We start from the raw sequence: 21,133 nt of genomic DNA, 5'->3' as shown, positions 1-21,133 counted from the left end.
ATGTCAGAAGAAACTAAAGAAATGCAAGCACAGGATTATGATGCTAGTCAAATTCAGGTTCTCGAAGGGTTAGAAGCTGTTCGTATGCGCCCAGGAATGTACATTGGCTCAACTTCAAAGGAAGGACTTCACCACCTTGTTTGGGAAATTGTGGATAACTCAATTGATGAGGCACTAGCAGGTTTTGCAACCCATATTCAAGTATTTATAGAAAAAGATAATTCGATTACAGTTGTCGACGACGGTCGTGGGATTCCTGTAGATATTCAAGAGAAAACAGGTCGTCCTGCGGTAGAAACAGTCTTTACGATTCTCCACGCTGGAGGAAAATTCGGCGGTGGCGGTTATAAGGTTTCCGGTGGCCTTCATGGGGTGGGTTCTTCCGTTGTCAATGCCCTCTCAGCTCAGTTAGATGTTCGGGTTTACAAAAATGGTCAGATTCATTTTCAAGAATATCGTCGCGGTCAGGTCGTAGCGGATTTGAAAATTATTGGAGAAACAGATCGAACAGGGACAACTGTCCACTTTACTCCAGACCCAGAAATCTTTACAGAAACTGTTGAATTTGATTTTGAAAAATTGAATAAACGGGTACAGGAACTAGCGTTCTTGAATCGCGGATTGCGGATTTCTATCACAGATAAACGCGAAGGATTGGAACAAACAAAAGATTACCATTATGAAGGTGGAATTGCTAGCTATGTCCAATACATCAATGAAAACAAAGACGTTATCTTTGAGAATCCTATATATACAGACGGAGAAATGGATGATATTACTGTTGAAGTAGCTATACAATACACAACAGGTTATCACGAAACAGTCATGAGTTTTGCAAACAATATCCACACTCACGAAGGTGGAACTCATGAACAAGGATTCCGTACAGCACTCACGCGTGTCATCAATGACTATGCGAAGAAAAATAAACTTTTAAAAGAAAATGAAGATAATCTAACTGGTGAAGATGTTCGTGAAGGTTTAACAGCTGTCATCTCTGTCAAACATCCTAATCCTCAGTTTGAAGGACAAACAAAGACAAAGTTGGGCAATAGTGAAGTTGTTAAAATTACCAATCGTCTCTTTAGTGAAGCCTTTTCAGATTTTCTTTTGGAAAATCCTGCAGTTGCTAAGAAAATTATTGAGAAGGGAATTTTGGCATCTAAAGCTAGGATTGCAGCTAAGCGCGCACGTGAAGTGACCCGCAAGAAATCAGGACTAGAAATCTCCAACTTACCTGGTAAATTAGCAGACTGCTCTTCCAATGATCCGCACGAAACAGAATTGTTTATCGTGGAAGGAGACTCAGCAGGTGGTTCAGCTAAGTCTGGTAGGAATCGGGAATTTCAAGCTATTTTACCAATTCGTGGTAAGATTTTAAATGTTGAAAAAGCCAGTATGGATAAAATCTTGGCAAATGAAGAAATTCGTAGCCTTTTTACCGCAATGGGAACAGGCTTTGGCGCAGACTTTGATGTGAATAAGGCTCGTTATCAAAAGTTAGTCATTATGACCGATGCTGATGTTGATGGTGCTCATATCCGAACTCTTCTGTTGACATTGATTTATCGTTATATGAAACCTGTTTTGGAAGCAGGATATGTTTATATTGCACAACCACCTATTTATGGAGTGAAAGTTGGCAGTGAAGTGAAAGAATATATCCAACCTGGAGCCAATCAAGAAGAAGAGCTGCAGTTAGCTTTGGAACGTTATTCTGAAGGTCGCTCCAAACCAAGCATCCAGCGTTATAAAGGGTTGGGTGAAATGGATGATCACCAACTTTGGGAAACAACAATGAACCCAGAGCATCGCTTAATGGCGCGTGTTTCAGTAGATGATGCAGCAGAAGCAGATAAGATTTTTGATATGCTGATGGGTGATCGTGTAGAACCTCGCCGTGAATTTATCGAAGAAAATGCCGTTTATAGTACATTGGACGTTTAAAAAAATCTGAAAAAATTCACATTTACCAGTAAAATTATGATATAATAATCATGATTATTTTCAAGTAATATTTTGAAGGAGTTTTACATGTCTAACGGACTAATCGTACTAATTATAGTGATAGCAGTTCTCTTAATTGTTGCTTATATAGCTGCTGTCTTATTGAGAAAAAGAAATGATGCTTTACTTGCTAAGTTAGAAGAGCACAAAGAAGAACTTTATAATCTTCCTGTAAACGATGAAGTAGAAGCAGTTAAAAATATGCACTTAATCGGACAAAGTCAAGTGGCCTTTCGTGAATGGAATCAAAAATGGGTTGATCTTTCTTTGAATTCTTTTGCCGATATTGAAAACAATCTTTTTGAGACAGAAGGTTACAATAATTCGTTTCGATTTTTAAAGGCAAAACACGGTATTGATAAAATCGAAAGTCAGATTGACCTAATTGAAGAGGATATCACTGCTATTCGTAACGCACTTGCTGAGCTAGAAAAGCAAGAGTCAAAAAACAGTGGTCGTGTCCTACATGCCTTGGATTTGTATGAAAAGTTACAGGTATCTGTTGCGAATGATACAGAAAGTTATGGTTCGGCACTTCCTGAGATTGAAAAGCAATTAGAAAAAATTCAATCTGAATTCTCTCAATTTGTAACCTTAAATTCATCAGGAGACCCTGTTGAAGCAGCAGAAATTTTGGATAAAACAGAAGATCACATCCTTGCTTTGACGCATATCGTTGAAAAAATTCCAACTCTTGTATCAGAATTAGTGGAAAAATTGCCAGAGCAGTTAGAAGATTTGGAATCTGGTTATCGCAAACTGTTGGAGTCAGGATATCACTTTATTGAAACGGATATTGAATCTCGTTTCCAACAGTTACACACTAGTTTGAAACGGAATAGCGAAAATATTGCCAGTTTGGAATTGGATAATGCGCAGTATGAAAATACGCAAATTCAAGAAGAAGTGGATGCTTTGTATGACATGTTCAACCGAGAAATCAAGTCACATAAAGTAGTTGTCAAGTTAGTCAATAGTTTACCAGGTTATTTGGGTCATACAAAAGAAAACAATCAAAATCTGTTGACAGAGATTGCCCGCCTTTCAAAATTATATCTATTGACAGAAAGTGATACGAATCATGTTCGTCGCCTTCAAAGTGAACTTTCGAGTTTAGATGATGTTGTTTTAGAAGCTATTGAAGATTCTTCAGAAAGAAAACAAGCTTATTCTGTTCTTCAAGAAAATCTTGAAACAATTCAAAAACGCGTGAAAGAAATTGAAGATGAGCAGTTAGTACTGAGTGAAAAATTGGCCAAAATTGAAAAAGATGATGACAATGCTCGACAAAAAGTCAATATTTATATCAACAAACTGCATACAATTAAACGTTATATGGAAAAACGCAATCTGCCAGGTATTCCACGAAGTTTCTTGACCATTTTCTTTACTGCAAGTGATAACACGGAAAGCTTAGTGGCAGAATTGGAGCAATATCGTGTCAATATTGAATCGGTGAATCGTATGCTGGAAATTTTGACAAATGATATGAATGAGCTTGAAAATGAAACCTATCGAATTGTTGAAAATGCAACGTTGACAGAACAATTATTACAGTATTCGAATCGCTATCGTTCATTTGATGAAGGTGTACAAACTGCTTTCGACCGTGCATTAGAAATTTTTGAGAATGACTTTGATTATCAAGCTTCATTTGAAGAAATCTCACAAGCATTGGATGTAGTAGAGCCCGGTGTAACCAATCGTTTTGTTACATCGTATGAAAAAACACGAGAAAATATCCGATTTTAAATTGAAAAGTTATACAAGTAAAGAGAAGGTTTATTTCCTTCTCTTTATTTGTATTATATGAAAATACGATTGTTCTATTCCTTTTTATAAGAAAATTACATGGATCCTCAATGAGTAAATGTATAGGTGTTTTTAAATTAAGCAGTTTACACCAATCACAATATGTAGTCTTTTAAAACATGATTTTTGTAAATTTGACAATTATACTGTGCAATGGTGTAAACAGGTATGTAATTCTCTTATTTTTTAATGAGTAAAAGCAACACAAACACCTTCTGGGACAAAGAAATCATGTGAGATTTCTGTTAGTTTTCCTGTTTCTGGGTCGCGTTTGAAGACAGTGGCATTGTCTGAGTCTTGGTGAACTGCAATAATGTACTGTTGATCTGGTGTAATATTAAAATCGCGTGGATTTTTTCCGTTAGTTGGAACAATTTCTACAAGTTCAAGAGTTCCGTCTCCTACCACTTTGTAAACAACAATTGAATTATGTCCACGATTAGAACCGTAAAGGAACCGACCATCTGTAGATAAACGAATAGCAGCTGTTCCATTAAATTCTGAAAAGTCTTCTGGTAAGGTTGAAATAGTTTGTAGGCGTTCAAATTGACCATCACCATCATAAATTAAAACTTCAATGGTAGAGTTTAATTCACAAATAAGATAAGCGATTTTGTAATGAGGATGAAATACGATATGACGTGGACCAGCACCAGATGTCGCGTGATAGGTATCTAATCGGATTAACCGACCATAATCACTAATGTCATATGTAATGACTTCGTCAGTCCCCAAATCACACGTAACCAGATAGTTATCTGGTGTCAAATCTGCAAAATGCACATGAGCAGCAGCTTGGTTTTCATGCGGACCATACCCAATGTGAACATCAGAGTCAACTAATTTTAAGCTGCCATTTTCTTGTCGTCTATAAACTAAGACTTGCCCCTTATGATAGTTTGCTCCGTAGACAAGACTTCTTGTTTCATCGACACTCACATAGCAGAGAGGAGCTCCCTCAGCTACAACATGGTTGAGTAATTGGAATGTTTTATTGTAAGCTGCAATACCTCCTTCCCCATATTCAGCTCCGACAGAGTACAGGTGATGCTGCTTGTCAAAAGCTAAATACGTAGGATTCGGTTCTTTGGCAACAAGTGTTAAATTTGTTAGGTCACCTGTACTAGTATCAAGATCAGCCTTGTAAATTCCTTCAGAGCTACGACGTGTATAAGTTCCAAAATAAACTGTTTGAGTCATCATTCACCTCGAAAAAATTTGATACTTTTATTATAACATAAAAATAGATGAAATAGTTTTCATAAATGAAAGCGCCTTTCATCCTTATGCTTAAAAAATAGATAAAAAATAGATTTGAGGTAGAAAGGGAACAGATAGCTTTGTTACAATAAAATAGATTTATAGAAGCGAAATAGGATTTTTCCAAAGGATAAAGAAGTTTGCTGTAATAAGTATTTTATAAAGGTTTTTAATTATCAAAAAAGACTAAGGAATTTGTCGCTGATTTCTGAAAAAGCTTTGATTTTTTGAAGAAAATTTTATACTATATCACAATGTTCAATCTTTGTAAGTTCTCTATTTTGTTGTATAATAAAAGTAATCTTTATATGGATTATTCGTCATTTTATATTTATAATTTAAGGAGTAAAAAATGCATAAGATTTTAGTAGTAGAAGATGACACTACCATCAATCAAGTGATTTGTGAGTTTTTAAAAGAAAACCATTATGAAGTGACTCCCGTTTTTGACGGTGCAGAAGCTTTGCGTATATTTGAAGAAAAATCATTTGACTTAATCGTTTTGGATGTCATGTTACCTTCCATGAGTGGTTTGGATGTACTAAAGGAAGTCCGCAAAACTTCGCAGGTTCCAGTTATGATGTTAACTGCACTAGATGATGAATATACTCAACTAGTTAGCTTTAACCATTTGATTAGCGACTATGTTACTAAGCCATTTTCACCACTTATTTTAATGAAACGGATTGAAAATATTTTCCGTAGTACAGTAACAGAATCTGAAATTCTTGTTGGGGACTTGCGTGTTTCAATCGATGATTGTACAGTTTATTGGCAAGAAGAAAAAATGTCTCCAACCAAAAAAGAATATGAAATCATCCAAGCTCTGGCTAAAAGAAAAAATCATTTAGTGACACGAGATCAATTGATGAATACAATCTGGGGTTATAGCGAACTAGATAGTCGGGTTTTGGACAACCATGTGAAAAATATTCGGAAAAAAATTCCCGGAATTCCTCTTAAAACTATTACCGGTATGGGTTATCAACTTGGGGGCGAAGAAGAGTGAGAATTGCTAAAAAGCATTTCCTTTTGACAGGAACGATTATTTTTATTGTCGTGACAACGGTTCTGGCAACACTTTATTTTGTGATGCCTGTTTATTATGATCAAGTCAAACATCGAGAGGCTAAAAGTGAGTTTTCCCAAATTGCCCAGCAGGTTCAAGGAAAACCGTCAGATGACATGGGAAAGCTTTTAAGTGATTACAATCGAAAGAATACACGCGTCTGGTTTAGCATATTAGATGCAAAAGGAAAACTTATTTATCCTCGTATTGATTTAGCTAATGAAAAGGGGGAATTTCAATTAACAATTTTACCCTCTGACATGAGCTTGAATAATCAAACCAAAAGTATGAGTAAGAAGATAAAAACGGCAGAAGGTACCACATTGACTTTGCGTGGAGAATATTCCCTCCAACCAATATCGGATGCTAATTATGTGCTGTTAAGCCTCTATCCTTATATCTTATTCTTTTCTTTAGCACTAGGTGGTGTGGCAGCTTTTCTTTACAGTCGATTTGCAACCAAACGCATTAAAGAAATTTCAGAAAGTACGCGTAAGATGGCAACTCTTTCTCCAGATGTAATTTGTCCAGTCAAAGGTCATGATGAAATTTCTAATCTTGCTCAAGATATTAACACTCTTTATCAAAATCTGTTGATGAGTATTGAAGCTTTGCGATTGGAAAATGAAAAAGTGGCTGAAAGCGAGCGGGAGAAAGCAGAGTTCCTTCGTATGACCTCTCATGAGTTGAAGACACCAATCACTAGCATGATGGGAATTGTAGATGGTATGATCTATGGAGTTGGTGACTTCAAGGATAAAGATAAATATTTACATAAATGTCGTGAAATTTTAGAAGAGCAATCTAAACTTGTGCAATCCATTTTGGCGATTTCTAAGATTGAAATGCGTATAGAAGCGGAAGAAGAGGAGTTTTCACTTAAGCAGCTTTTAGAGGAAAATTTAAATACTTATAAAATGCTGGCTGATATGAAAGGTTACAAGTTTATCGTTCATTTAGAAGAACTTCATGTGCATGGTAACAAAATGTATTTATTAAAGGCGATTAAAAATTTATTGGACAATGCTTTTCATTATGCATTAGCTGGCGGGGAAATTTTTTTAACGATTCAAAATGGTCAGTTAATGATTGAAAATGATGCGGAACATGTGTTGGATGAACAGCAAATCCAGCAAATCTTTCAACCATTTTATCGTCCAGATTACAGTCGCAATCGTAAAGACGGTGGAACAGGTCTGGGACTCTTTATTGTTCAACAAATTTTGGAGAAACACAACTTGCGTTATCGCTTCGAGGCGGTTGATGGCAAACGAATGCGTTTTATAATTTTTTTCTCAGATAAAGAAGACTAAAAGTGGGAATGGGATAGAACTAAATGAAACAAAAATTTAGTTCGTAGTCTCCCCTCGTAAAGTTGTTTAATAGTTTTCTAGACTGTTGAGGTGGTGAATGAAGAAAACGAAGTTTTCGTCAAAAATTTTCTTCCAAGCTTGAAAAGCGAACCGCCTTGAAACTTGCTTCGCAAGTTCTATCCGTTTCCTCAAAGTAGTGCTTTGAGGAATCAGTTACTGCGGCGTTGGTTTATTATATAGTATACTTTGAGGTTAGGAATTTTTGTCCCAACCTCACTTTTTTATATTTGACTTTGACGCAAGGAAGAAATTTACAAATGGCTACTTTTTCTTCAAGAATTTTTTAGTGAAAAATGCTACAATGAGATAAATAAAGAAAAGGATGTCTGTATGGAACACAAAAAAAAGGATTTCAGTCTATCGTGGTTTTTTCGATGGTTTTTAGATAATAAAGCAATCACTGTTTTTTTGGTGACATTATTGCTGGGATTGAATATTTTTGTATTAAGCAAAATTAGTTTCATTTTTATTCCTGTTCTAGAATTTATCGGGGTTATTATGCTGCCGGTTATTTTAGCGGGGCTTTTGTATTATCTATTGAACCCGATCGTGGATTTTATGGAGAAGCATAAAATAAATCGCTTGGTTGCGATTACGATTGTTTTTATTTTGATTGCTTTGCTTTTGATTTGGGGATTGGCTGTGGCAATTCCAAGTTTGCAACATCAGATTGTGAGCTTTGTAAGGAATTTACCAGCTAATTTGCAAAAGTCGAATAAAATCATTCAAGATTTTTTGGAAAATCGTATTTCTGATGATGTCAAGCCTCAATTGGAAGAAATTGCCAACAATTTTTCAGATCAAGTGACGACTTGGGCAAGTAATTTTTCATCGAAAGCAGTGAATTGGGTGAGCACATTGATTAGTACGGCTTCGCAAGTGATTGTAGCTATTATCATCATGCCTTTTATCCTTTTTTACCTTTTGCGAGATGGGAAAAATTTGAAATCTTATTTGACAAAATTCATACCAACAAAGTTTCGTGACCCTGTTGGTCAAATTTTGACAGACGTCAATACACAGCTTGCTAATTATGTTCGTGGCCAGGTGACTGTTGCTATCATTGTAGCGATTATGTTTATCATTTTCTTTAAGATAATAGGACTTCGTTATGCAGTTACGCTTGGAGTAACTGCAGGGATTTTAAATTTGGTTCCCTACTTAGGAAGTTTTCTCGCGATGTTACCGGCTCTTGTCTTAGGTTTGATTGCTGGACCGCTTATGTTATTGAAAGTTATTGTTGTCTTTATTGTAGAGCAAACGATTGAAGGGCGGTTTGTATCACCATTGATTTTGGGTAGTCAATTGAATATCCATCCGATTAATGTCCTTTTTGTCCTTTTGACAGCTGGTTCTATGTTTGGTATTTGGGGTGTTTTACTGGGAATTCCAATTTATGCTTCTGCAAAAGTTGTGATTACTGCTATTTTTAAATGGTATAAAAAAGTTAGCGGTTTGTACGAAGAGGAATTAGTAGATGAAACAGGAGAGAGAATTGAACAACAGTGAAAAAATGGTCGCTTCTCTACAAAAGCAGGATTTGGCGCATGCTAATAAATATTTTGAGAGAGCCCTAACAAATGATACAGAAGAAGAATTACTTGAATTGGCCGATTACTTAGAAAGTATCGGCTTTTTCCCTCAAGCTAAGCGAATTTATGAAAACTTAGCTCCTCACTATCCAGAATCCTATATTAGTTTAGCACAGATTGCTAGTGAAGATGGGAAAGTGGAAGAGGCCTTTGCTTATCTAGAAGAAATTAATTTTGATAGTGATTGGTACGTGACAGCTCTATTGGTCAAAGCTGATTTGTACCAAATGGAAGGGTTGCCGGACGTTGCAAGAGAAAAACTAGCCGAAGCAAAACAATTGACTGACGAGCCGTTAGTAACTTTTGGTTTGGCTGAAATAGATTTTGAATTGGGAAATTTTAAGCAAGCCATTAAAGAGTATGCTAGTTTAGACAATCGCATCATTTATGAGCAGACAGGTATTTCTACTTATCAGCGAATTGGCATTTCCTATTCAAGTCTTGGTAAATTTGAAGCAGCGGTTGAATTTCTTCAAAAAGCCTTAGAGATTGAATATGATGATACGGTGGCCTTTGAACTAGCAACTATTTTATATGATCAGAAAGAATATCAAAAAGCCAATCTGTACTTTAAGCAAATTGATACGATTTCGCAAGACTTTGAGGGCTATGAGTACGGTTATGCTTTGTCGCTTCATGCAGAACATCAAGCAGAAGAGGCATTACGCCTCACGCAGCAGGGCTTATCGAAAAATCCGTTTGACACTCGTCTTTTGCTACTTGCTTCACAACTTTCTTATGAGCTACACGATGAGCAAAAGGCAGAAGAATATCTGCTGCAAGCGCAAGAAAATGCTGAAGACGAGGAAGAAATCGTACTACGTTTGACGAATCTTTATGTGCAGCAAGAGCGTTTTGATGAAGTTTTGGCATTTGAAGAGCGAGATGTAGATAATGTTCTGACGAAGTGGAATATTGCACGTGCCTATCAAGCTTTAGAACATACAACAGCAGCTTTGGAGCGCTACAGTCTGTTGCTCTCAGATTTACAGGAAAATCCAGAATTTTTAGAGCAATATATTTATCTACTTCGTGAAATGGGTGAATTTGAAAAAGCAAAACACCAAGCAGAGCATTATCTTCGCCTCGTTCCGGATGATGGTATCATGCAGGAATTGTACGATAGTTTGTAAAAAGAGTAACAAGCACAATCCTATAAGACGCATGGGAATTATGATATAATGATGAGCGTGATATTCAGGAAGGACGAAGAAAATGACTGAAAAATTTGGTGCTGATCTAATTGTAGATAGTTTAATTAATCATAAAGTGGATTATGTGTTTGGGATTCCGGGTGCAAAGATTGACCGTGTGTTTGATACCTTAGAGGACAAAGGTCCACAACTGATCGTGGCTCGTCATGAACAAAATGCTGCTTTTATGGCACAAGGAATTGGGCGGATTACAGGAGAGCCAGGTGTCGTGATTGCAACCAGTGGACCAGGCGCTTCAAACTTGGCAACGGGCTTGGTTACTGCGACCGCAGAAGGGGATCCTGTACTAGCTTTAGCCGGTCAGGTCAAACGAGCTGATCTTCTTAAACGTGCACATCAGTCCATGGATAATGCTGCACTGTTTAAGCCGATTACCAAGTATTCTGTCGAAGTGCAAGATGGCAATACTCTTTCAGAAATTATTGCCAATGCGTATCGTCATGCCAAGTCAGGAATGCCGGGAGCAAGTTTCATTTCCATTCCGCAGGATGTGGTGGATAGTCAAGTGCAAGTAAAAGCGATTAAACCGTTGACGGATCCGCAGTTGGGGTCAAGCTCGGTAGCTGACATCAACTATCTAGCGCAAGCGATTAAAAATGCTGTATTACCTGTTCTTCTCTTGGGGAATGGCGCTTCAAGTGCTAAAGTGACGGCTTCTATTCGTCAGTTGTTGGAGCAAGTACAGTTACCTGTGGTGGAAACATTCCAAGGGGCTGGGATTGTGTCTCGTGAATTGGAAGAAGCTACGTTCTTTGGACGTGTCGGACTGTTTCGTAATCAACCAGGTGATATGCTCTTGAAAAAATCTGATCTAGTCATCGCTATCGGCTATGATCCGATTGAGTATGAAGCACGCAACTGGAATGCGGAAATTTCTGCCCGCATCATTGTGATTGACGTAGAGCCAGCAGAGATTGATACTTACTTCCAACCGGAGCGTGAGCTGATTGGAGATATTGCAAATACTTTGGATTTATTGCTGCCAGCGATCAACGGTTATCAATTACCAGAAGGGTCGCGGGAATATCTGCAAGTTTTGCGAGATAAAATGGACGGTGATGTGAAATTTGACCGCAGCCAAACTGAAACAGGACGACTACACCCGCTGGATATTGTCGAAGTCTTGCAGGAAAATACGACAGATGATATGACAGTTACAGTAGATGTGGGTACGCATTATATTTGGATGGCACGTTATTTCAAGAGCTATGAACCAAGGCATTTGCTTTTTTCAAATGGGATGCAAACGTTAGGAGTGGCATTGCCTTGGGCGATTTCGGCAGCCTTGGTTCGTCCCAACACAAAGATCATTTCTGTGTCTGGCGACGGTGGCTTCCTCTTTTCAGCTCAGGAGCTAGAGACAGCGGTTCGCCTGCAATTGCCAATTATTCATCTTATTTGGAACGACGGGCATTATAATATGGTGGAATTTCAAGAAGAAATGAAATATGGTCGTTCATCTGGAGTGGACTTTGGGCCTGTTGATTTTGTTAAATATGCAGAGAGTTTTGGTGCGAAAGGATTCCGAGCAACATCTCCAGCAGAATTAACACAGTTGCTCCAAAAAGCCTTAAAGGAAAATGGACCGGTTATCATTGATGTGCCAGTGGATTACAAGGACAGCAGTACACTAGGAGAAACGATTTTACCAGATGAGTTTTATTAAATTGAAACTGGGAAAGGGCTCAAGACTATTTCAAGAGAGTTCAATTTCTCATTTTCTTGTACGGTTAATGTGCAGTATTAGACAGTAAAAGGCTGGATGTGAGACCTGCTTTTTTCAAGGAAAGATAGTAAAAATTGCCTAGGAGGAGAAATGGCAAAGCTTGTAACATTATTTCACTACAATACTTTGGGGGCTTTGATGGCGGGGCTTTACAAGGGGACGATGACGATTGAAGAATTGCTTCAACATGGAGATTTAGGGATTGGTACTTTAGACTCTATTGACGGAGAGCTGATTGTGCTTGACGGCAAGGCTTATCAAGCCAAGGGAATAGGAGCAACTCCTGAAGTGATAGGAGTTTCAACAGATAGGACGGTTCCTTATGCTGCAGTGGCTTTTCACAGAGCAGAAGCGTGTTTTCGTCAGGACGTTGAGCTGACTGAAGAAGCGTTGAAGAAGCGCATAGAAGCTAGCTATGTCGGGGAAAATCTTTTTCGCTCAATTAAGATTCATGGTGAATTTAGCAGCATGCACGTGCGAATAGCTCCAAAATCCTCTCCGGGAAAGAGGTTTGCAGAAATCGCAGCTCATCAGCCGGAGTATCATGCAGAACACATTTCAGGAACGATTGTTGGCTTTTGGACGCCGGAGCTGTTTCACGGCGTCAGCGTAGCTGGTTATCATCTTCATTTTCTATCTGATGACCACCAATTCGGTGGACATGTCATGGATTTTGTCATGAAAAATGGAGAGGTTGAAATCGGAACGATTGCGGCTTTGGAGCAGCGTTTTCCGGTTCAAGACCAAGATTTTCTCTCTGCAAAATTGAATGTGTCGGAGTTAAAGAAAGATATTGAGAAATCTGAATAAAAAACAGTGGACAAAGTTAGACAAAAGCTCAAATTCCATTCAAAATTCAAAAGAATGATGCTAAAAAGGCTTAAAATCGTGTTGTTAAAAGCACTGATTTTAAGCCTTTTACTTTTCTAAGAAGTTTTTTCAGTCCCTTATAATGAGAACAAGTTCGTCGCCTCGGTCGACAAAGTGAACGAGAACTGGTTTAAGCTGTCGTCCACATTGACGACCTGATTTACTCTGTCCGAGGGTCGGACAGCTTACCTGAAAAGAGATTCATTCCGTCCGAGGGTCGGATAGCTTACCTGAAAAGAGATTCATTTCATCCGAGGGTCGGATAGCTTGCCTGAAAAATAATTCATTCCATCCGAGGGTCGGACAGCTTACCTGAAAAGTAATTCACTCCGTCCGAGGGTCGGATAACTTGCCTGAAAAGTAATTCACTCCGTCCGAGGGTCGGATATATAAAAAATAGTCAGAAAAAGGTGCCAGTTAGTAGACACCTTACATCTTCATGGATTTAATTTTGGCTTCATTAGGAGTAACGCGTAGGGTCTTTTGCCCTGTGTAGGTTACAAAACCAGGTTTACCACCTGTTGGCTTGTTAAGTTTTTTGACTTCAATCATATCCACCTGAACAAGATTGGACAATCTCGCCTTAGAAAAGTATGCCGCCAATTCCGCAGCATCTGTCTTGACCTCATCACTTGGTTGCAGATTGCCTGTGATGACCACGTGACTGCCGGGAATATCCTTGGCATGAAACCAGAGTTCCTCTTTTTTCGCCATTTTAAAGGTCAACTCATCATTTTGCAGATTGTTTCGTCCAACCAGAATAATTGTCTGTCCATCAGTAGACAAATATTTCTCTGGTTTTTTCCGTTTTTGGATCTTTTCACGCTGACGCCGGCGAATAAAACCGGTCTGAATCAATTCTTCACGAATTTCAGCAATTTCTGTCAAGTTAGCTTGTGACAGGGCGGTTTCCACACTTTCCAAATATTGAATGGTTTCTTTAGTTTCTTCAATCAGTCCCGTTAAATGCTTGACTGCTTCTTTCAGTTTTTGGTATTTCTTAAAATAGCGCTGAGCATTTTGGTTAGGGGTCAAAGCTTTATCCAGCACAATAGTAATTTTCTCGCTTGTGTAGTAATTGTCCAGTTCTACTTGGTCTTGATTGTTGGGAACTTGGTGCAAAAAAGTAGTGAGGAGCTCTCCTTTTTGGCGAAATTCCTCCGCATTTTCAGTCGCGACTAATTCCTGCTCTTGTTTTTTTAATTTCTTGCGGTTTTTTTCTAATTCATTTTCCACTCGATGAATCAGTTCACTGGCTTGCTGATTAACGCGATCGCGCTCTGCCTTGTCTTGATAGAAAGCATCTAACAATTGTGATAAACTAGGAAATTCTTTCTGACTATCCGCAAAGAGAATGGGGGTAAATGACTTGCTAGTCAGGGTTGCCTGAGTGGAGCTAGCGAAGAAGGCGCGGAAGATTTTTAACTTATCACTTGTTAAGCGCTGGCTGAGTTCGGCTGCTGTATCGCGCCCCAAGCCTTGAAATAAGTTTTGTAAAGAACGGGCCGACAAATCCTCTGTATGCAAAATTTCAAATAATTTTTCATCAGAAATGGTAAATGGATTGCGCTTATCTGTTTGAGGTGGAGTGACATAGCTTGAACCAGGCAGAATCGTACGGTAACTATTTTGAGAAAAGCCGACATGTTTAATAGCTTCAATAATATTGCCGCTTGCCTTATCCATTAGGATGATATTGCTGTGCTTGCCCATGATTTCGATGATAAGAGTTGCTGCCACGTTATCTCCAATTTCATTTTTATTGGAGACAGAAATTTCTAAAATTCGATCATTCTCGATTTGTGAAATGTTTTCAATCGTAGCACCTTGTAGATATTTTCGCATAACCATGATAAATGTGGTGGGCACTGCTGGATTTTCAAAGGCGGTACGGGTTAGTTGAATGCGACTAAAAACAGGGTGAACAGACAAGAGCAATTTATGATTTTGTCGATTACTGCGAATTTGTAGCACTAATTCCTGATTAAACGGTTGATTGATTTTTTGAATACGACCGTACAGTAACTGTTGCCGCAATTCATCTGTCATGTGATGTAAAAAAAATCCGTCAAAGGACATGGTTTTTCTCCTTGAATGGTACTAAAGAAAATTATAACAAAAAATAGTAAGAAAAGGTTGAAAAATTATTATCAGAAAAGTTTGACAAAATACTTGACATTTATTTCAGAAACCTCTAAAATAATATCAAATTAGAAAAGTAATAAAATATTTGTTGGCAGAGAGCTTGTGGTTGGTGAAAACAAGCAGCAGGGTTTTATGAAATTGGGCTAATGGATAGAACTTGAATTTGAAACGATAAAAATTCGGTAAGCACACCTTATAGTGCAACTTGTTGTTAGACAAGATAGAGATGTGGGAAAAGTGTATGATTTTTCCCATAATTGAGGTGGCACCGCGATTTACGCCCTCACACAGGATGAACTGTGTGTGGGTTTTTCTTTTATTGTAAATGGAGGGGAAGTATGTTTAAGCGATGGCGACTCTGGATTTTACTTGAATAAACATTTGAAACATACGAAATGGAGAACAGATATGAAAAATAAACGACTAATGGCAATTATTGCACTTTTAGTAGTCTTAGTTGTTGGAAGAATCATTTATTCTAGCATTAATGATGGGAAAACAACGAAAATCAACAATACAACAAAAACAGTAAAAGTCGGCGTACTACAATATGTTAGTCATCCATCGCTGGATTTGATTTATAAGGGCATTCAAGAAGGCTTGGCACAAGAAGGCTACAAAGGCAAGAAAATTAAGATTGATTTTATGAATGCAGAAGGTGATCAAAGTAAAGTAGCAACGATGAGTAAGCAACTGGTCGCAAATAATAATGATGTGCTGATTGGAATCGCAACGCCTGCTGCTCAGGGGCTAGCTAGTGCAACGAAAGACAAGCCAGTTGTTATGGGAGCAGTGACCGACCCAGCTGGAGCAAATTTGGTCAAAGATTTGAAACAGCCTGACGGTAATATCACAGGTGTTTCTGATCACAATCCAGCTAAGCAACAGTTAAATCTGATTAAACAGTTAACACCGAATGTGAAAACAATTGGTATTCTTTACTCAAGTAGTGAGGACAATTCCAAAACGCAGGTAGAAGAATTTACAACTTTGGCTGAAAAAGCAGGCTATAAGGTGCTTCCTTATTCTGTGCCTTCGACAAATGAGATTGCTTCAACCATGAATGTGATGACAGGGAAAGTAGACGCCATTTGGATTCCAATTGATAACACCATTGCTTCTGCTTTTTCAACAGTTGTTTCCAGCAATCAAACAGTTAAAAAACCTATCTATCCAAGTGCGACAGCTATGGTAAAAGAAGGTGGTCTAGGTTCTGTTGTAGTAGATCAAAAAGAACTTGGAGTAGCGACTGGAAAAATGACTGCGAAGATTTTGAAAGGGGCTAAACCAGCAAACACAGCGGTTGAAATCTTTAATACTGGAAAAACGGTTATAAATAAAAAAGTGGCTGCTCAGCTAGGAATAACGATTCCAGATGATGTTCTGAAAAAAGCAGGACAAGTCATTGAGTAATCCGATTGATAAGAAACGATATTTTTTAAAGTTAGGACAACATTATGATTATTTCGATTGTCTCGCAAGGACTTGTCTGGTCTATTTTAGGATTAGGTATTTTTATGACCTTCCGCATTTTAAACTTCCCTGATATGACAGCCGAAGGCTCTTTTCCCTTGGGGGGAGCAGTAGCAGTTACGCTGATTAGTAAAGGTATCAATCCCTTTCCGGCGACTGTTGTTGCCATTCTGGCAGGGTGTTTGGCAGGTATGGCAACAGGACTTCTTTATACCAAGGGGAAAATACCTACTCTACTTTCTGGAATTTTGGTCATGACTTCCTGCCATTCGATTATGCTCATGTTAATGGGGCGAGCGAATCTTGGTCTTCTAGGAACCAAGCAAATTCAAGACTTTCTGCCATTTTCTAGCGAAATCAACAATCTTCTAACAGGGCTACTTTTTGTCAGCTTGGTAATAGCTGCATTGCTCTTTTTCTTAGATACAAAATTGGGTCAAGCTTATATTGCTACAGGAGATAATCCTGATATGGCGAGGAGTTTTGGTATTCACACAGGGCGAATGGAGCTGATGGGATTGGTGCTATCTAATGGTGTTATTGCTCTAGCAGGAGCCCTCATTGCTCAACAGGAAGGTTATGCGGATGTCTCGCGCGGTATTGGAGTGATTGTTGTCGGACTTGCTAGCCTCATCATCGGTGAGGAGCTCTTTACTAGTCTGACATTAGCAGAACGTTTACTAACGATTGTTGTCGGAGCTATTTTCTATCAATTTCTAATTTGGGGTGTGATTGCACTTGGTTTTAATACCAGTTATCTCCGTCTGTATAGTGCGGTTATCTTGGCGGTTTGCCTCATGATTCCGACTTTTAAAAATAAATTCTTTAAAGGAGTCAAGTTAAGCAAATGACAGCAATTGTAGAATTAAAAAATGCGACGAAAGTTGTGAATAATGGCTTTGATGAAAAAACGATTCTTGACAATGTTTCCTTGACCATTCATAAGCATGACTTCATTACCATTTTAGGTGGAAATGGTGCAGGGAAATCCACTCTTTTCAACGTTATTGCGGGCACATTGCCATTGACGAGTGGCAGTATTTATATTCTAGGTGAAAATGTGACGAGTTATTCGCCAGAGAAACGTGCTAAGTATCTGTCACGTGTCTTTCAAGATCCAAAAATGGGAACAGCTCCTCGTATGACAGTGGCAGAGAATCTGTTAATTGCAAAATTTCGTGGTGAAAAACGTCGTTTGGTCCCACGTCGCCTGAAGCGTTATCGCAAAGAATTTCAAGAAATAATAGAGAAAATTGGCAATGGTTTAGAAAAACATTTGGATACGCCAATTGAATTTCTTTCTGGTGGTCAGAGACAGGCTTTGAGTTTGCTGATGGCGACTCTCAAGCGCCCAGAACTGCTTCTTCTAGACGAACATACAGCAGCGCTGGATCCAAAAACTAGTGTTGCCCTTATGGAGTTGACTGATGATTTTGTCCAAAGAGACCAACTGACGGCTCTTATGATTACTCATCACATGGAGGATGCCCTCAAATATGGCAATCGTCTCATTGTCATGAAAGAAGGACAGATTATCCAAGACCTCAAACAGGAAGAAAAAGCCAAAATGACCATAGCGGATTATTATGGTTTGTTTGAATAAAAAATTCCAATCTCATTTGAGGTTGGAATTTCTTTTTTGTGCTTCTCTGATAGTATTAGGAACCAGACGAATCCGCTTAATATCTGAAATACGAATAATGGTAGACATGCTTTTCTGGAAATTTTTTATAATGAGCTGCTGGCGTTCTTTGTCATATTTGACAATATCACCCGTAAAACTTTTATCTAAAAAAATGACATGTACGCCTGATTTCTTTTGCAAAGCGGTTTCAATCATCTGCAAAATATTGGCGTTGTCCTCCTCTATTTCTTGCGTATTCTTTTTGTAATTGATAAATTCACTTGCGCGTTCTAAAATCATTTCGAGAAATTTTTTCATAGCTAAATTCTCCATAACTTGTTACAATATATTATATAATAAACTTGCTAAAAAAGTAAATTTTTTACGAATAAATCAAGAAAGAAGAAAAAGGAGAAAAAATGTCAGAGTTTAAATTTGAGATAGAAGAAAAATTATTGGTTTTGTCAGAAAATGAAAAAGGCTGGACAAAAGAATTGAATCGAGTGAGTTTCAATGGTGCGCCAGCAAAATACGATATCCGTAGCTGGAGTCCTGACCATACAAAAATGGGGAAAGGGATTACGCTTTCCAATGAAGAATTTCAAGTATTGGTAGAGGCTTTTAAGGCTTAGTAAAGCGTAAATAGAATAAAGGCAAGAGAGTGAGAGACAGACGATCTATAAATGTAACTGTTGATGACTCTCTTTCTTGTTGTAAAAAATAAGGAATTTTACACAAAAACTTGAAAATACGCTTTCAAAATATTATACTATTAAATATAGACAATATATATAATATAGTGAACTTAAAATTTCAGGAGGTTTAGGATGCTTGAAATTCAGAATTTAGAAAAAAGTTTTGGGCAAAAACAAGTTCTGTTTGGTGTTGATTTTAAGGCTGAATCAGGACAAATCCTTGGTCTGATTGGAAAAAACGGTGCTGGGAAAACAACGATTTTTCATAGCATTCTGCGTTTTTTAGAATATAGCGGTAGGATTTCTTTTGAGGGCAAAGCTATTTCTCAAGACACTTATCGGGAAATTGGCTATTTACCAGAAGAACGAAGTTTGATGCCTAAGTTGACTGTCTATGAGCAGGTGCGTTATTTGGCGAATTTAAAAGGTGTATCAAGTGCAGTTGTGAGAGAAAAATTGCCTCAGTGGATGGAACGATTGCAAGTTAAAGGAAAATTGACTGATAAAATCAAGAGCTTGTCAAAAGGAAATCAGCAGAAAGTGCAGCTGATTATTACACTTTTACATGAGCCAAATTTGATTATCTTAGACGAGCCTTTCAGCGGTCTTGACCCAGTTAATACGGAGATTTTAAAGCAAGTTATTATTGAAGAAAAAGAGCGCGGAGCGACCATTATCTTTTCTGATCATGTCATGACAAATGTGGAAGAATTATGTGATAAGATCATCATGCTTCGTGATGGTAAAGTCATTTTGGATGGTAGTGTACAAGAAGTTCGTAATCGCTATGGGAAAACACGACTCTTTGTATCTAGTGCGCTTTCTCAAGCTGAATTAGAGGCGCTTCCTCACGTAAGCAAAGCCAGTCTGACCAATCAAGGAACATGGCGATTGATATTAGATGACGAAACAGCTGGGAAGGACTTGTTTGACTTGCTGACTAAAGGACAATATATTGCAACTTTTGACCAACAAGCTCCAACAATTGATGAAATCTTTAAATTAGAATCAGGGGTGGAAGTATGAAACAGACGTTAATTGTAATCAAAGAGACTTATCTTCGTCATGTCAAGTCATGGAGTTTTGTCTTCATGGTTCTTTCTCCTTTCATCTTTATTGGTCTTAGTTTTGGAGTTGGGTATCTTTCTTCCATGTCAAGCACCAATTCTAGCCGTATTGCTGTTGTAACAGACAATGCACAAATCAAGGAAGTTTTAAAAGATATCAAGAATCTGGACTTCGATTATAAAGATGAAGCAGCAGCCAAGAAAGCTATAAAAGACGGTGATGTCGGGGGGTATTTGCTGCTATCAGAAGCAAGCGGTCAAATTAAAGCAACCTATGTCGCTGATACAGGGATGAATGGCACTACAAAGGCAGCAATTTCACAGAAATTACTACAGTTACAGCAGGTTGCAAATATCAGCCAAGCTAATTTATCAGCAAACCAAGTTAAACTGCTTTCAAGGGGGATTGATTTTAAGGAAAAAATTGACGAAAAGAAAGAGGCTAAGAAAACGATTCAAACAGTTGTTGCAACAGCAATTGGTTTGATATTGTACATGATTCTCATTGTTTATACAAGCTCAACTGCGCAGGAAATTGCAAGCGAAAAAGGAACAAAGATTATGGAGGTTATTTTCTCCAGTATCAAGGCATCTGAATATTTTTATGGTCGAATGGCTGGAATTTTTGCAGTAATTTTGACACATGTAGGAATTTACGTGATAGGAGCAGTGCTCTTACTAATATTTTCTGACAAGGTTTCTTTTGTAAAAGAATTTTTGCAAGCTAATCCAAATTTGATGAAGCATCTAGGTGAAGCCATTTCTTTTAATACCATTGCTTTCATTACTTTAAGTGTCTTTTTGTTCGTTGTCCTATCTGCCTTTTTAGGCTCGATGGTAACGAGAATTGAAGATGTTGGGAAAGCTGTTCAGCCTGTTGTGATGCTAGTTGTACTAGGATTCTTGGGTGTAACAGCTCTTGGAAATGCAGGTGATACGATTTTACTTAAAGTTGGCTCGTATATTCCATTTATTTCAACCTTTTTTATGCCTTTCCGTGCTATCAATGGTTATGCAACTAGTTTGGAAGCGTGGATTTCCTTTGTGATTGCGTTCTTATTTACCACTGGAATGACGGTTTATATTGGTCGAATTTATTCCAGCTTGATTTTGCAAACAGATGATATTGGTATTTGGAAGAGTTTCAAAAAAGCTTTAGCTTATCGTTAAAAATAGTTCTCCACAAGTATTCTTGTGGGGATTTTT

17 protein-coding genes and 1 other annotated feature are annotated in these 21,133 nt (G+C 38.0%); of the genes, 14 read left to right on the top strand and 3 right to left on the bottom strand.

From position 1 onward, the window contains the following. Both gyrB and ezrA read left to right on the top strand, forming a co-directional pair. Nucleotides 1–1,947, top strand: a complete 1,947-nt coding sequence (gene gyrB / locus HMPREF1514_RS03855; protein ID WP_006269927.1) for a DNA topoisomerase (ATP-hydrolyzing) subunit B — start codon at nucleotides 1–3, stop codon at nucleotides 1,945–1,947. A gap of 87 nt (nucleotides 1,948–2,034) precedes the next feature. Next, on the top strand, nucleotides 2,035–3,759 hold the full coding sequence (ezrA, locus tag HMPREF1514_RS03850) for a septation ring formation regulator EzrA (RefSeq protein ID WP_037597360.1): 1,725 nt from the start codon (nucleotides 2,035–2,037) through the stop codon (nucleotides 3,757–3,759). A gap of 246 nt (nucleotides 3,760–4,005) precedes the next feature. Here ezrA and HMPREF1514_RS03845 read toward each other — a convergent pair whose 3' ends face one another. Further along, nucleotides 4,006–5,019: a lactonase family protein gene (locus HMPREF1514_RS03845; protein ID WP_037597358.1), complete on the bottom strand. Its 1,014-nt coding sequence runs from the start codon at nucleotides 5,017–5,019 to the stop codon at nucleotides 4,006–4,008. Between the two features lie 412 nt (nucleotides 5,020–5,431). Between HMPREF1514_RS03845 and HMPREF1514_RS03840 the strand changes: the two genes are divergently transcribed. The 6 genes from HMPREF1514_RS03840 (at nucleotide 5,432) to budA (ending at nucleotide 12,863) form a co-directional block, all read left to right on the top strand. Next, entirely contained in the window at nucleotides 5,432–6,088 is a 657-nt protein-coding gene (locus HMPREF1514_RS03840; RefSeq protein ID WP_003069790.1) for a response regulator transcription factor, read from the top strand. Beyond that, a complete protein-coding gene (locus HMPREF1514_RS03835) occupies nucleotides 6,085–7,461 on the top strand; it encodes a HAMP domain-containing sensor histidine kinase (protein WP_003069789.1) in 1,377 nt (458 codons plus the stop codon). Before HMPREF1514_RS03840 ends, HMPREF1514_RS03835 begins: the two co-directional genes overlap by 4 nt. Before the next feature lie 390 nt (nucleotides 7,462–7,851). Further along, nucleotides 7,852–9,030 carry an AI-2E family transporter gene (locus HMPREF1514_RS03830; protein ID WP_003069788.1) on the top strand — a complete coding sequence of 393 codons (1,179 nt, stop codon included), beginning with the start codon at nucleotides 7,852–7,854 and terminating at the stop codon, nucleotides 9,028–9,030. After that, nucleotides 9,017–10,246: a tetratricopeptide repeat protein gene (locus HMPREF1514_RS03825; protein ID WP_156921867.1), complete on the top strand. Its 1,230-nt coding sequence runs from the start codon at nucleotides 9,017–9,019 to the stop codon at nucleotides 10,244–10,246. The genes HMPREF1514_RS03830 and HMPREF1514_RS03825 overlap by 14 nt, the downstream gene beginning before the upstream one ends. 82 nt (nucleotides 10,247–10,328) lie before the next feature. After that, nucleotides 10,329–11,993 (top strand): acetolactate synthase AlsS, encoded by a 1,665-nt coding sequence (alsS, locus tag HMPREF1514_RS03820; RefSeq protein ID WP_037597352.1) that lies wholly within the window; start codon nucleotides 10,329–10,331, stop codon nucleotides 11,991–11,993. Between the two features lie 150 nt (nucleotides 11,994–12,143). Continuing rightward, nucleotides 12,144–12,863 (top strand): acetolactate decarboxylase, encoded by a 720-nt coding sequence (gene budA / locus HMPREF1514_RS03815; protein WP_037597349.1) that lies wholly within the window; start codon nucleotides 12,144–12,146, stop codon nucleotides 12,861–12,863. A 489-nt stretch (nucleotides 12,864–13,352) separates the two neighbouring features. Here budA and fbp62 read toward each other — a convergent pair whose 3' ends face one another. Beyond that, nucleotides 13,353–15,002 carry an Rqc2 family fibronectin-binding protein Fbp62 gene (gene fbp62 / locus HMPREF1514_RS03810; protein ID WP_037597346.1) on the bottom strand — a complete coding sequence of 550 codons (1,650 nt, stop codon included), beginning with the start codon at nucleotides 15,000–15,002 and terminating at the stop codon, nucleotides 13,353–13,355. A gap of 117 nt (nucleotides 15,003–15,119) precedes the next feature. Further along, nucleotides 15,120–15,356 (top strand) — a binding site (T-box leader). Nucleotides 15,357–15,476: 120 nt separating this feature from the next. Between fbp62 and trpX the strand changes: the two genes are divergently transcribed. From trpX to HMPREF1514_RS03795, 3 genes are read left to right on the top strand one after another with little or no spacing between them, the layout of a single operon-like run. Beyond that, nucleotides 15,477–16,481, top strand: a complete 1,005-nt coding sequence (trpX, locus tag HMPREF1514_RS03805) for a tryptophan ABC transporter substrate-binding protein (protein WP_037597343.1) — start codon at nucleotides 15,477–15,479, stop codon at nucleotides 16,479–16,481. A 44-nt stretch (nucleotides 16,482–16,525) separates the two neighbouring features. Next, on the top strand, nucleotides 16,526–17,392 hold the full coding sequence (locus tag HMPREF1514_RS03800) for an ABC transporter permease (RefSeq protein ID WP_037597340.1): 867 nt from the start codon (nucleotides 16,526–16,528) through the stop codon (nucleotides 17,390–17,392). Next, nucleotides 17,389–18,144: an ABC transporter ATP-binding protein gene (locus HMPREF1514_RS03795; protein ID WP_037597338.1), complete on the top strand. Its 756-nt coding sequence runs from the start codon at nucleotides 17,389–17,391 to the stop codon at nucleotides 18,142–18,144. The genes HMPREF1514_RS03800 and HMPREF1514_RS03795 overlap by 4 nt, the downstream gene beginning before the upstream one ends. Nucleotides 18,145–18,156: 12 nt before the next feature. On the opposite strand, the gene HMPREF1514_RS03790 is transcribed toward HMPREF1514_RS03795, so the two are convergent. Continuing rightward, entirely contained in the window at nucleotides 18,157–18,498 is a 342-nt protein-coding gene (locus tag HMPREF1514_RS03790; protein WP_037565830.1) for a hypothetical protein, read from the bottom strand. 86 nt (nucleotides 18,499–18,584) lie between these two features. Between HMPREF1514_RS03790 and HMPREF1514_RS03785 the strand changes: the two genes are divergently transcribed. From HMPREF1514_RS03785 to HMPREF1514_RS03775, 3 genes are all read left to right on the top strand, one after another. Further along, on the top strand, nucleotides 18,585–18,797 hold the full coding sequence (locus HMPREF1514_RS03785) for a YdbC family protein (protein ID WP_003069777.1): 213 nt from the start codon (nucleotides 18,585–18,587) through the stop codon (nucleotides 18,795–18,797). 195 nt (nucleotides 18,798–18,992) lie between these two features. Further along, nucleotides 18,993–19,886: an ABC transporter ATP-binding protein gene (locus tag HMPREF1514_RS03780; protein WP_037597336.1), complete on the top strand. Its 894-nt coding sequence runs from the start codon at nucleotides 18,993–18,995 to the stop codon at nucleotides 19,884–19,886. Continuing rightward, nucleotides 19,883–21,097 carry an ABC transporter permease gene (locus HMPREF1514_RS03775; protein ID WP_037597335.1) on the top strand — a complete coding sequence of 405 codons (1,215 nt, stop codon included), beginning with the start codon at nucleotides 19,883–19,885 and terminating at the stop codon, nucleotides 21,095–21,097. The genes HMPREF1514_RS03780 and HMPREF1514_RS03775 overlap by 4 nt, the downstream gene beginning before the upstream one ends. Nucleotides 21,098–21,133: the final 36 nt, after the last annotated feature.

This window comes from Streptococcus sp. AS20, assembly GCF_000524255.1.
Classification (GTDB): domain Bacteria; phylum Bacillota; class Bacilli; order Lactobacillales; family Streptococcaceae; genus Streptococcus; species Streptococcus constellatus.
Note: the sequence above shows the minus strand (reverse complement) of the source record. Positions and strands in the feature narration are given on the sequence as shown.